The organism is Clostridium thermobutyricum DSM 4928 (genome assembly GCF_002050515.1).
In the GTDB taxonomy this organism is placed as follows: Bacteria; Bacillota; Clostridia; order Clostridiales; family Clostridiaceae; genus Clostridium; species Clostridium thermobutyricum.
On record NZ_LTAY01000006.1, the window covers coordinates 69,546 to 82,663 of the forward strand.

Genomic DNA, 13,118 nt, shown 5'->3' on the forward strand with positions numbered 1-13,118 from the left:
AATATCTTACTTTTCCTCTGGAAGTTCGAAATCAAATTTTCCTTCATTAACTTCATTTATTGCTATAGTTAAAGGCTTAACTGATTTTACATCACTTAATGGCTTACTTCCACCTATTATTTGTCTTGCTCTCTTTGAAGTTACTGTTACTAATGTGTATCTGTCATCTACCTTTTCTAAAAGTTCAACGATTGATGGATTAATCATAGAGTTGCTCATGTATAAAACCCTCCTTAGAATCTAATATTTTATCTTTTATTCTATCTACTCTACATTTTTCAGTTGTTATTATAGCTTCTATTTTTTCAACAGCTAAATCAACTTCGTCATTTACAACTGCATAATTATATTTTGAAATATAATTTATTTCTTTGTAAGCTGACTTAAATCTTGTCATTAATGATTCTGGTGTTTCACTTCCTCTATTAATGATTCTTTGTTTTAATTCTTCCATTGAAGGAGGAAGAATAAATATAAATATACCGTCTTCACAATTTTCTTTAACTTTTAAAGCACCTTGTATATCTATTTCTAATATAACATTTTTTCCATTGTTTAATAATTTTTGTACGTCTGTTTTAGGTGTTCCATAATAGTTACCATAAACTTCTGCATATTCAAGAAATTCATTATTCTTTATTTTTTCTTCAAAAGTCTCTTTAGTTAAGAAATGATAGTTTACACCATCTATTTCTCCGGCTCTTGGACTTCTTGTAGTTGCAGAAACTGAAATATGTAAATCATTACGTTTTTTAAGTAACGCTTTGCATATAGTTCCTTTACCTGCTCCTGAAGGACCAGATATAACTAGTAAAACGCCTTTTTTCATTATTCATCTACCTCATCATCATGATCATCTTTGCTTGATAGTCTATGTGCTACAGTTTCTGGTTGAACTGCAGATAATATTACATGATCACTATCTGTTATTATAACTGCTCTAGTTCTTCTTCCATAAGTTGCATCAATTAGCATTCCTCTATCTCTAGCCTCTTGAATTATTCTTTTTATAGGCGCTGATTCAGGACTTACTATTGCTACTAATCTATTGGCAGAAACTATGTTTCCAAAACCAATATTTATTAATTTTATACCCATTATATTCCTCCTATTATTCAATATTTTGAATTTGTTCTCTTATTTTTTCAATTATATTTTTTATTTCAATAACAATATTTGTTATTTCTATACTACTTGATTTTGAAGCAATTGTATTTGCTTCTCTATTCATTTCTTGAACAATAAAATCTAACTTTCTACCAATAGATTCATTAAGACTTAACGTACTTCTCATTTGTATAAGATGGCTTTTAAGTCTTATTATTTCTTCATCTATAGTTGCTTTATCAGCAAACATAGCAACTTCCATAGCTAATCTAGTTTGATCAACTTCACTTCCATCAGTTAATACTTTTATTCTTTCTTCTAACTTTTGTTTATAAACTTCTGGAATTGTATCAGCTATTTTTTCTATGTCTAATACTGAGTGTTCTATTATATTAAGCTTAGCTAGTATATCTTCTCTTAATTTATTTCCTTCTCTTTCTCTCATTTCTAACATTAAATTTAGAGATTTATCAATGAGAATTTCTATTTCTTTATATGTTTCTTCTAAATCTTCTTCTTTTTCAACTACACTTATTACATCTGGAAATCTACTTAGCTTTGCTACTGTTATATCATTTTCTATCCCTAACATATCAGCCATCTCTTCTAAGCAATTATAATAATTTCTAGCAAGTTCTTTATCTAATTGAACAGCATTATTAGATTTAGAATAACTTTTAAGATTAATGAAAATATCTACTTTTCCCCTATTTAGCTTACTGCTTATCTGATTTCTTATCTTTTCTTCTAAAGGTAACATCCATTTAGGCATTCTTATACTTATATCTAAGTATCTATGATTTACACTTTTCATTTCAACAGAAAATACTTTTTCATTACCTTCTTCACTTCTCGCTCTTCCAAAGCTAGTCATGCTTCTAGTCACTCATACCCCTCCTTTGCTATGAAGTATAAATAAATATTATTTTAGTCTAACAGTAAAGTCAATGGTTTGTTAACAAAAAGTTTACATTTGTTTTTATTTTTTATTTCCTATATAAAATTCATATTTAAATTTATATTTATTTATCAATTTATATTATTACTTTTTTAATTTTTATATTTCAAATATCATATTTGAATTTATTTACATTTTATGTATTATATTGTATAATTATCTCTAACTAAATTTATATAAGGATGTGATTTTATTTGAAAAAACGTTGTATCATGATTTTTCCCAAATTTAATAATTTGGATATAATAAACAAAATAAGAGAAAAATATGACCCACTATCTAATCATGTAGCACCCCATATAACATTAGTTTTTCCCTTTGAAAGTAATATAGAAAAAATTGATTTAGAAAGTCATATTTCTTCTGTTATAAAAGATATCTCTCCTTTTGAAATTATTTTAAAAGGTATTACTCCAGTTAATTGTTTTGGATTATATTTATTTCTTAATATTGAAAAAGGAATAGAAAATATTATAGATTTGCATAAAAGACTTTATACTGGAATATTGAAAGATTATTATCCATCTTGGTTAAGTGAAGGAAATTTTTCGCCTCATATAACTGTAGGTTCTTTTAAAAATAAAGAAGATTATGAGATAGCAATTAATAACACAAAAAATATTAATGATACTTTCAAAACTATAGTTACTGAAATTACTGTTGAAATAATAGATCAAAATGAAGATTCAATTATAGAATCAAATATTTTATTAAAATAACAATAATAATAAAATGGAAAAAAATAAAAATAACTTAAAGAATTATAAATCCTTTAAGTTATTTTATTATTTATAAGAAAAATAATTTAATTATAAATATTATAGCTAGTACAATCATTACTCCTGATATTTTTTTCTTTTCTTCCTTTTTAGCAAAGAAAATATTATAGAATATGTTTATAAATACATATGCTAAAACTCCAATTGTTAAACCATCACCAATACTATACATTAAAGGCATTCCTGCTATTGTTAAGAATGCTGGGAATCCTTCTGTTATTTCATCAAAATCTATATTTTTAGCTGCTCCAAGCATTAAGAATCCAACATATATTAGAGCTGGTGCTGTTGCACACGCTGGAATTGCTACAAATATTGGAGAGAAAAACATTGCTGCTAAGAATAATAATCCTGTTGTAATAGATGTCCAACCTGTTCTTCCACCTGCTGCAACTCCTGTTGAACTTTCAACAAAAGTAGTTACTGTAGAAACTCCCATTAAAGCTCCTGCTGTAGTTCCTATTGCATCAACCATAAGTGCTTTTCCTGCATTTGGTACATTTCCTTCTTCATCTAACATTCCTGCTCTTGATGAAACTCCTACTAATGTTCCTATAGTGTCAAAGAAATCAACAAATAAGAAAGTGAAAACTATTGTTATTATTGGCCATATAGCTTGTGGATTTAAAAGATAATCTAATCTTAATTGTCCTGCTATTGGTGCTATACTTTCGAATTTAATTATTCCTTCTGGTAAATATATTCCAAGACTTGCTGCATATTCTGGATTAAACATTGCATATATCCAAGCTGCAACAGTTGAAGCAACTATTCCTATAAGAATTGCTCCCTTTACATTTCTTTTATCTAAAACTGCTATTATTAATATTCCAAGTAATGCTACTAATACTGTTGGACTTGTAAAATCTCCTATTGATACAAGAGTTGAATCATTTTTTACAACTAATCCACCACCAGTAAGTCCTATAAATGCTATAAATAACCCAATTCCAGCTGTAACTGCAAATTTCATATTCATTGGTATAGCTTTCACTACTGCTTCTCTCATTTTAAAAGCTGACATTAAAATAAATATAATTCCTTCTAAAAATACTGCTGTTAAAGCTACTTGCCATGGTATTTGATCTTTTAATACCACTGTATATGCAAAAAATGCATTTAACCCCATTCCAGATGCTAAAGCAAATGGCAAATTTGCAAATGCTCCCATAAGTATTGTAGCAAATCCAGCTGCAAGACAAGTAGCTGTAACTAATGCACCTTTGTCCATTCCTGTATCACCAAGAATATTCGGATTTACTGCTATAATATACGCCATAGTTAAAAAAGTAGTTATCCCTGCAATAATTTCTTTTCTGAAATCAACATTCTTATTGTCTAAAATTTCAAAAAATGATTTCTTATTATTCATCCCATATTCCTCCCTGAAATAAAATAAGGTTGTTATGACTTTAGAAAACTCATAACAACCTTAGATATATTCTCTAAGCTTAATCTCATAGTTAGATATTATTGGTATCTAGTAGAAACGGCAAACCATATTATTGCCTTATATGAGTTATCCATTTGTTAATATAATATTAACTCAATTTACGAATGATGTCAATCTTTTTAATTAAATTTTACACCTTTATTTCGAATATTAATTTTGAATAACTCATTTTTATTCGTTTATATATTATGTTCATATAACCCATGTTCAAATATATCCATTAATTCATCATTTTTAATTCCTGAATTAATAGCTATTAAAAGTTTTATTCTTGCTTTTTGTCCTGGCATATTATCTCCAAAAATAACCCCCATATTTCTTAAATGTTTTCCTCCACCTTCATATCCGTATGAATCAAACACTCTTCCTTCAAAACATCTTGAAACTATTACAACAGGAATATTTTTATCTAAAGCATTTTTAACTCCACTTACCATTTCAGGAGGTATATTTCCTCTTCCCATAGCTTCTATTACTATTCCTCCTATTCCTTTTTCTAAAGAATAGTCTATATATGAAGAGTCCATTCCTGAAACACATTTTATAAGTGCTACATCTTTTTCTATGCTCTTAGGACAACTTTTAAATCCTTTTTTCCCTTTTCTATAAAAGATAACATTATTGTTATCTACTATTCCTACTGGTCCAAAATTAGGAGTTCTAAAGGCATTTAACGCCATTGAGTTAGCTTTTGTAACTTCTCTTGCATCATTTAATTCCCCATTAAAACAAACTATAACTCCTCTATTTTTAGCTTCATCTGAAATTGCTGTACATATAGAAGTAGCAAGATTAAATGGTCCATCATATCCTAATTCTGAGCAACTTCTCATAGCTCCTGTTACAACAATAGGTTTTTTAGTTTTAACTGCTATATCTAAAAAATATGCTGTTTCTTCTAAAGTATCTGTACCATGAGTTATTACTACTCCATCAATATCTTCTCTATCTACTATATTTTGTGTATATTTTGCTAACTCTAACATTATACTTGGAGTTACATGTGGTGATGGTAAACTTGAAAAACTATAATTTTCAATTTCTGCATGTCCTTCAATACCTGTTACCATTGCCATTATTTCTTCTCCACTAAGACTTGGAACTGCTGCTTTTATTCTTTCATCTACCTTCATAGATATAGTTCCACCATTAAATATAACTGCTACTTTTTTCATTATTATTCCTCCTTATTATCCTTAGTTTCCAATTTTATAAGTTTAGGATTTAAGAAGCATTCTCTCATCTCAAAAATAAACTTTTCTTCGTATATTATATAATTTTTCTTTTTTTTTATCCACTAATTGTTTTTAATACTCCAGTTAATATTTTTGTGTTGAGTTTCTCTTTTATTAATGGATACATAGTTGCCACATACATATATTCATTTTCATAATCAAAATCTAAGATTACCATAACTTGTGCATCTATTTTTTTAACTAACTTTAGGGAAATATTATTTTTATATCTATTTATGCCTATATAGTCAGGATTTTTAATAATTCTTTCTATTATTATCTTTATATTTTCTTTTACATGTTTTGTTAATTGTTTTCCGTGCCTCTTTTTTATATGCCTTACAACACTTTCATCAATATAAACATCACCATTAAAATCCAAATTTAAATCTTTTAATAAATCTTTATTAATTCTTCCAATCTTTTTATATGCATTATACTTCTTTTCCATAAACTTCACCAAGCCTTAGATTTATATTCACATAAAAATAATTTCCCCTAATTTATTATATTAATAAACTTTATAATTGATTATATTATTAAATAATTGACTATATTATTAAAAAAGGTATAAACCTAATTATGGTTTATACCTTTTAAATTTATACTTTTATAGGATTATACAAATTAATCCGCCATTTCCTTCATTAATAATTTTTTGAAGGGTTTTTTGGATCTTAACTTGAACATCTTCTGGCATTTTATAAAGTTTCTTTTGAAGTCCCTCTTTAACTAAAACTTCTAAAGACTTACCTAGCATATTACTTTGCCAAAGTGTTGCTGGATCATTTTCAAATTGTTCTAAAAGAGATTTTACTAAATCTTCTGATTCTTTTTCTGATCCCATTATAGGACTTATTTCAGTTTGAATATTAGCTTTTATAAAGTGTAATGAAGGAGCACTAGCTTTTAATTTTACTCCATATTGTCCACCATGTTTAACTATTTCTGGCTCTTCAAATTTCATTTCTTTAAGTTGTGGAGCAACTAATCCATAGCCTGTCTCATTAACATCCCTTAAAGCATCTTTAACTTTATCATATTCTTTTTTAGCATGATTTAACTCTTTAACCATACTTAAAAGATTTGTTTCAGAATCTATTTCTAATTCACACATTTCACTTAATACTCTATAGAATATTCCTTCTTTAGGCTTCATAACTACATTTGCAGTTCCAACTCCTAAATCTATTTCCTTAATTTTAGCTTCACCTAAATTTTCTTCATTTGATAAAAGATCTAATGAAATTTTTATATCTCTTATTTTTGATATGTTTTTGCTCATTCCCTTTATTATGTTAAAGAAATCTGTTTTTAACCAGTGATCTGATTCTAAATTTTCAAGCCATTCTGGTATATTAATATTTACTTCCTTTACAGGGAATTCTTTAAGTACTTGTTTGAATAATTCTTCTACATCTTCTTCTTTCATATTAGAAATGTCCATAGGTTTTACAGAAACATTATATTTCTTCTCCATTTCTTTTTGCATATCTAGTGTTTCTTGGGAACTTGCTCTAGAGCTATTTAATATTACTACAAAAGGTTTATTTATAGCTTGAAGCTCTGCTATAACTCTTTCTTCTGCTTCTATATAGTCTTCTCTTTCAAGTCCTGTTATACTTCCATCAGTAGTAACTACTAATCCTATAGTTGAATGATCTGTTATGACTTTTCTTGTTCCAATTTCTGCTGCATCTTCAAATGGAATTTCATAATCATACCATGGAGTATTAACCATTTTGGCTTCCTCTCCATCTAAGTATCCTAAAGCTTCTTTTACAATATATCCTACACAGTCAACCATTCTTACTTTGAATTTTACATCATCATCTATACCTATTTCTATTGCTTCATTTGGTACAAACTTTGGCTCTGTTGTGTGTATCATCTTTCCTGATCCACTTTGTGGTAGTTCATCTTTTGCTCTTTCCTTTTTAAATGTGTTGTCTATCTTTGGTATTACCATAAGATCCATAAATTTTTTAATAAAAGTTGATTTTCCAGTTCTAACAGGCCCCACAACTCCTACATATATGTCTCCTTGGGTTCTTTCAGCTATATCTTTATAAATTTTAAAGCTATCCAAGTCCTTACCCTCCTAAGTAATTTTTGACAATATATATATATTCTAAAAGTTTCATTTATATACTAATTTTTATATGTTTAAACGATTATTTTTTAAAATATATATGTTTATACTCTATTAATATGTTCATATATAGAATAAATTCCTATTTTTATATTTTAAATATTAATTTTTTTAATTATGTATTCTTTTCATAAAATAAATAAATGTAATGTTTAAATTAACAAACTAAAAAAATCTTTTTTTATTTAAAAAAAACTATGTAAATTTTACTTTACATAGTTTCCTCTATATTTAATGAACTTCACTTTTCTTTTCTCTTCCCATAAGTTCACAAACTACTTGTTCTGGATTTTTATTTTCAAATAAGATACTATATAATCCTTCTGTTATAGGCATGCTAACATTTATTCTTCTATTTAGTTCATGAAATGCCTTACATGCTTTAACTCCTTCTACTACCATTCCTACTTCTTTTAAAGCTTCATCTAATGATTTACCTTTTCCTATAAGTATTCCTGCTCTTCTGTTTCTTGAATGAAGAGATGTACAAGTAACTATTAAGTCTCCCATACCTGTTAGTCCATAAAAAGTTTCTTCTTTTCCTCCAAGAGCTACTCCAACTCTTGAGATTTCTTTCATTCCTCTTGTCATTAGAGCAGCTTTAGAATTATCTCCGTAACCTACTCCATCTCCAATTCCTGCTGCAAGAGCAATTATATTTTTAACTGCTCCACCTATTTCAACACCTATAATATCATCATTAGTATATATTCTTAAAGAGGATGTCATAAATAATTCTTGAACTTCTTCTGCATATTTCATGTCATTTGAAGTTGATACAAGAGTTGTAGGAAGTTCTATTGCAACTTCCTCTGCATGACTTGGTCCTGATAATATTACTACTGGATTATTTAATTCTTCTTCTATAACTTCTGATAGTCTTTTATTTGTTTCAGGTTCAATACCTTTAGCAATAGATATAACTATTACATTTTTATCAATTTTTCCACTTATGCTTTTTGCTATACTTCTTATAACGTGTGAAGGAACAGCTAATACAAGATATTTTACATCTTTAATTGCTTCTTCAATATTTAAAGTCGCTTTAATATTTTCTGGAATAGAAAGACCTTTTATATATTTATCATTCTTTCTATTTTTATTTATATCCTCACAAACCTCTGAATTTCTGTCATATATTACTACTTCGTTTCCTTTTTTGGCTAGTTGCATTGCAAGGGCAGTACCAAAACTTCCTCCACCTATAAATCCAACTTTACTCATAGTTATAACTTCCTTTCTCTATACTCTATCTGTATACCAGTTCCTTCAAAGTCAAAACTTTCTCTTAATTGATTTTCTAAATATCTTTGATATGAGAAGTGTGATGCACTTGGATCATTAACAAAGAATATAAATTTTGGTGGTTTAGTTGCAACTTGAGTTGCATAGTAAATTTTCATTCTCTTAATTCCAACCACTGGTGGCTCTTTCATTAAGACAGCTCTACTTACTACATCATTTAAAATACCTGTTGATATTCTCTTTGAATAATTATCATAACATTTCTTAGCTACTTCTAAAACTTTGTGACTTCTTTGTCCTGTTAAAGCTGAAATAAATAAATATTCAGCATAGCTTAAGAATTTTAATTTACTTTGAAGATCCTTTTTGTATTTATCAAGAGTTTTATCATCTTTTTCTATAAGATCCCACTTATTAACTACAACCATAATAGCTTTTCTCATTTCATGAGCATAACCTATTATTTTTTCATCTTGTTCTGTTACTCCTTCTTCTGCATCTATCATAAGAATACAAACATCTGCTCTTTCTATAGCTGCATAAGTTCTAACAACACTATATCTTTCTATTTCTTCTTTTACTTTACTTTTTCTTCTTAATCCGGCTGTATCTATTAAAATAAATTTACCGTCTTCTGTTTCTAAATAACTATCTATAGCATCTCTTGTTGTTCCTGGAACATTTGATACTATAACTCTTTCTTCTCCTAGAAGTCTATTTATAAGTGATGATTTACCTACATTTGGTTTACCAATCATAGCTATTCTTATGTAATCATCCTCTTCTTCTTCCATTGCTTCTTTATCAAAGCCCTCTACTACTCTATCAAGCATATCTCCAAGTCCTAATCCTTGAGATGCTGATATAGTTATTGGTTCTCCAATTCCTAAGTTGTAGAACTCCCATGCATTTTCTTCTTCTTTTAATGAATCAACTTTATTTACAACAAGTACTACTGGCTTTTTACTTTTTCTAAGCATTGTAGCAACTTCTTCATCTGCTGCTGTTATTCCTTCTTTACCATCAACAATAAATACTATAACATCTGCAGTTTCTATAGCTATATTTGCTTGTCTTCTCATTTGCTTTACAATAATATCATCTCTTTCAGGCTCTATTCCTCCTGTATCTATCATTGTAAAATTATAATTTAGCCATTCAGCTTGTGCGTAAACTCTATCTCTTGTAACTCCTGGTGTATCTTCAACTATAGAAATTCTTTTTCCAGCTAATCTATTAAATAAAGTAGATTTACCTACATTTGGTCTCCCTACTATAGCAACTATTTGCTTACCCATTTACTATTCCTCCTCATTATGTTTATTTAATAGTGATATTAAATCATCACCACTATAATCACATACTATTACTTTAACATTTAATGCTTCTTCTATATCAGCTATTACTGTATCATCAAGCATAACTGGTACTTCTGAAGTACCTAATTCATATCCTCTTCTAAACATATTGTCTGGCATAATAAGATATTTTGTATCTATATTACCTTTTAACTGTTCTATTATGTCTTTTCCAGTTATAAGCCCAGTAACTGTTATTGTTTCTCCAAAGAAATTATTAATTATTTTTCTTACATCTATTTTTATCTTATTGTTTTTCTCTGTTATTTTATTCATGACAGATTTAACTTCTTCATAAGCTAAAGCTCCTGTTACACTTGTATAACTTCCACCTTTATTTAAATCTAAATCTTTTAGATCTGATGTAATTCTATCTCTAAAATATCTTATAGACCCTACTCCATCTTCGATTTGTGAGTATCCATTATAAAATTCTGCGTCTGGAACATCAACCCCACCTACAACATAAAACTCATCAGAAAGTCTTACAAAAGGCTCTCCAACTTCTTTATAGAATCTTTTTTGCATTTCACCTATAAATTCTATAGTTTTTCTTGATTCTTCTTCTGTAAATGTTCTAACTTTTTTTAAATTTTGTCTAAATTTTGTTATTCCTATAGGAACTATCGCTACATTATTTACATAAGGATATAATTTATATAAGTCTTCAATAGTTCTCTTTAGCTCTTCCCCATCATTAATATCAGGAATACATACAATTTGCGCATGCATTTGTATGCCTTCTTTAGCTAATCTCTCCATCCTTTCATAGACAGCTCCTGCAAATCTATTATTAAGCATTTCACGTCTAAGTTCTGGATTAGTTGTATGTACTGATATATTTATAGGACTTATGTGATATCTTATTATTCTATCAATATCTTCATCTTTCATATTAGTTAAAGTAACAAAGTTACCTTGTAAAAATGAAAGTCTTGAATCATCATCTTTAAAATAAATTGTATCTCTCATTCCTTTTGGATTTTGATCTATAAAACAGAAAATGCATTTATTAGTACAACTTTTAGCTTTATCCATTATTCCACCGCCGAATTCAAGACCAAGCTCTTCACCATAATCCTTTTCTATTTCTACATCCCAAATTTCTCCATCTGGTTTTTCAATTTGAAGTGTTAATTCATCATCAACAGCTAAAAATCTATAATCAATAATATCATCAATTTCTTTGTCATTTATTGAAAGCAAAATATCATTAGGTTCTATTCCAACTTCTTCTGCTATGCTACCAGGAAGTACTTCTTTAATTAAATTTTTCATTTATATCCACTCCCTTATAAACTTAGTGTATCTTTTGTTATATTACATTAATATAAGTATATAGTCAAACAAAAACAATAAAAATAAGACAGGATTACACTTTTATTTTAAATATATCCTGTCTTCATCTTTATTAATCATTTAAATCTACATATTCGCCATTTTTTATAAATATTATACCCTCGCAAATATTTGTAATATGATCCCCTATTCTTTCTAAATATTTTGATACAAACATAAGCTTTGTTCCTAAAGATATTTTACTGTCATCTTTCTTTATAAGTGCTAATACTTTATCAAAAACTTCATTATACATTAAATCTATTTCGTCATCTAATCTACAAATTTTATAAGCAAATTCAAAATCTTTATCAATATAAGCTTTAATTGAAAGTCTTAACATATTTATTATTTTCTCTTCCATAGCCCAAAGCTTTTTAGATTCTTCAATATAACTTTCTCTTTTATTTGAAAGAGCTATTTTACAAATATCTACTGTATGATCTGACATTCTTTCTATGTCAGTAACTATTTTTGTTGCAGTAAAAACTCTTCGCAAATCTTTTGCTAAAGGTTGCTCTGTTGCCATAAACTTAATACATTCTTCTTCTATTTCTTTTTGAAGATTATCTATTTCATCATCATATTCTATTGCTTTTTTAGCAAGATCAAAGTCATTATTTTTTAAAGCCTCCATACTCATTTCAAATTGATTTATAAAATTATTTGACATCTTATAAATTTTTTCATTTATATATTTAATTTTTAAATTTTGCGTCTCTCTTGTCATAATATTACTCCTTAACCAAATCTACCTGTTATATAATCTTCTGTCCTTCTATCTTTTGGCTTATAAAAAATTTCTTCTGTTTTACCAAATTCTATTATTTCACCATTTAAGAAAAAGGCTGTTTTATCTGCTATTCTTCCAGCTTGTTGCATATTATGAGTTACAATTATAACTGTATAATCTTTTTTTAAACGCTCTATTAATTCTTCTACTTTATTTGTAGAAATTGGATCAAGAGCTGATGTAGGCTCATCCATTAAAATTATTTCTGGAGAAACTGCTAAGGTTCTAGCTATGCAAAGCCTTTGTTGTTGCCCTCCTGAAAGTCCCATTGCACTTTTTTTAAGTCTATCTTTTGTCTCATCCCAAAGTGCTGCTCCTTTTAAACTTCTCTCAACTATTTTATCTAATTCTTTTTTATCTTTTATTCCATGAATTCTTGGCCCATAAGCTACATTTTCATAAATTGACATTGGAAATGGATTTGGTTTTTGAAACACCATTCCAATTCTTTTTCTAAGGGCTATTTCATCATATTCATTAAAAATATTTTCTCCTTCAAATAATACTTCACCATTTATTTTTACTCCATCTATTAAATCATTCATTCTATTTATTGTTCTTAAAAAAGTTGATTTTCCACATCCAGATGGCCCAATTAATGCTGTAACTTCATTTTTATTTATTTTAATATTTATATTCCTAAGTGCTTTATTTGTTCCATAATATAAGTCTAAATTTTTCGTTTCTATTATACACATAT

General features: G+C 27.8%; 14 protein-coding genes and 1 riboswitch. Of the genes, 1 reads left to right on the forward strand and 13 read right to left on the reverse strand.

Going from position 1 to position 13,118, the window contains the following annotated elements; genetic code table 11:
• Positions 1-6: 6 nt before the first annotated feature.
• From rpoZ to CLTHE_RS00395, 4 genes are read right to left on the reverse strand one after another with little or no spacing between them, the layout of a single operon-like run.
• The gene (rpoZ, locus tag CLTHE_RS00380; protein ID WP_002597469.1) at positions 7-219 is read right to left on the reverse strand and encodes a DNA-directed RNA polymerase subunit omega; all 213 of its coding nucleotides are present in this window, start codon (positions 217-219) and stop codon (positions 7-9) included.
• Positions 200-829, reverse strand: a complete 630-nt coding sequence (gene gmk, locus CLTHE_RS00385) for a guanylate kinase (RefSeq protein ID WP_002597468.1) — start codon at positions 827-829, stop codon at positions 200-202. The genes rpoZ and gmk overlap by 20 nt, the downstream gene beginning before the upstream one ends.
• On the reverse strand, positions 829-1,098 hold the full coding sequence (gene remA, locus CLTHE_RS00390; protein WP_002597467.1) for an extracellular matrix/biofilm regulator RemA: 270 nt from the start codon (positions 1,096-1,098) through the stop codon (positions 829-831). Before remA ends, gmk begins: the two co-directional genes overlap by 1 nt.
• A gap of 13 nt (positions 1,099-1,111) precedes the next feature.
• Positions 1,112-1,993: a YicC/YloC family endoribonuclease gene (locus CLTHE_RS00395; protein ID WP_080021508.1), complete on the reverse strand. Its 882-nt coding sequence runs from the start codon at positions 1,991-1,993 to the stop codon at positions 1,112-1,114.
• 284 nt (positions 1,994-2,277) lie between these two features.
• Here CLTHE_RS00395 and CLTHE_RS00400 point away from each other — a divergent pair, with 284 nt between their 5' ends.
• A complete protein-coding gene (locus CLTHE_RS00400) occupies positions 2,278-2,784 on the forward strand; it encodes a 2'-5' RNA ligase family protein (RefSeq protein WP_207651181.1) in 507 nt (168 codons plus the stop codon).
• Between the two features lie 70 nt (positions 2,785-2,854).
• Here the strand turns inward: CLTHE_RS00400 and CLTHE_RS00405 are convergent, their stop codons facing one another.
• The 9 genes from CLTHE_RS00405 to pstB form a co-directional block, all read right to left on the reverse strand.
• Positions 2,855-4,216, reverse strand: coding sequence for an NCS2 family permease (locus tag CLTHE_RS00405; RefSeq protein WP_080021510.1), 1,362 nt, complete (start codon positions 4,214-4,216; stop codon positions 2,855-2,857).
• Between the two features lie 68 nt (positions 4,217-4,284).
• Positions 4,285-4,382: riboswitch (purine riboswitch) on the reverse strand.
• 94 nt (positions 4,383-4,476) lie between these two features.
• Complete coding sequence (locus CLTHE_RS00410; protein ID WP_002597463.1) at positions 4,477-5,472, reverse strand: asparaginase; 996 nt, start codon at positions 5,470-5,472, stop codon at positions 4,477-4,479.
• 115 nt (positions 5,473-5,587) lie between these two features.
• The gene (locus tag CLTHE_RS00415) at positions 5,588-5,983 is read right to left on the reverse strand and encodes a PBECR3 domain-containing polyvalent protein (protein ID WP_080021511.1); all 396 of its coding nucleotides are present in this window, start codon (positions 5,981-5,983) and stop codon (positions 5,588-5,590) included.
• Between the two features lie 159 nt (positions 5,984-6,142).
• Complete coding sequence (gene spoIVA, locus CLTHE_RS00420) at positions 6,143-7,621, reverse strand: stage IV sporulation protein A (protein WP_002597461.1); 1,479 nt, start codon at positions 7,619-7,621, stop codon at positions 6,143-6,145.
• A gap of 294 nt (positions 7,622-7,915) precedes the next feature.
• Entirely contained in the window at positions 7,916-8,908 is a 993-nt protein-coding gene (locus tag CLTHE_RS00425) for an NAD(P)H-dependent glycerol-3-phosphate dehydrogenase (RefSeq protein WP_080021512.1), read from the reverse strand.
• Positions 8,909-8,910: 2 nt separating this feature from the next.
• Positions 8,911-10,227 (reverse strand): ribosome biogenesis GTPase Der, encoded by a 1,317-nt coding sequence (gene der / locus CLTHE_RS00430; RefSeq protein ID WP_002597459.1) that lies wholly within the window; start codon positions 10,225-10,227, stop codon positions 8,911-8,913.
• 3 nt (positions 10,228-10,230) lie between these two features.
• Complete coding sequence (locus tag CLTHE_RS00435) at positions 10,231-11,565, reverse strand: DUF512 domain-containing protein (protein ID WP_080021513.1); 1,335 nt, start codon at positions 11,563-11,565, stop codon at positions 10,231-10,233.
• Positions 11,566-11,698: 133 nt separating this feature from the next.
• Complete coding sequence (gene phoU / locus CLTHE_RS00440; RefSeq protein WP_080021514.1) at positions 11,699-12,355, reverse strand: phosphate signaling complex protein PhoU; 657 nt, start codon at positions 12,353-12,355, stop codon at positions 11,699-11,701.
• Positions 12,356-12,366: 11 nt separating this feature from the next.
• The gene (gene pstB, locus CLTHE_RS00445) at positions 12,367-13,116 is read right to left on the reverse strand and encodes a phosphate ABC transporter ATP-binding protein PstB (protein WP_080021530.1); all 750 of its coding nucleotides are present in this window, start codon (positions 13,114-13,116) and stop codon (positions 12,367-12,369) included.
• Positions 13,117-13,118: the final 2 nt, after the last annotated feature.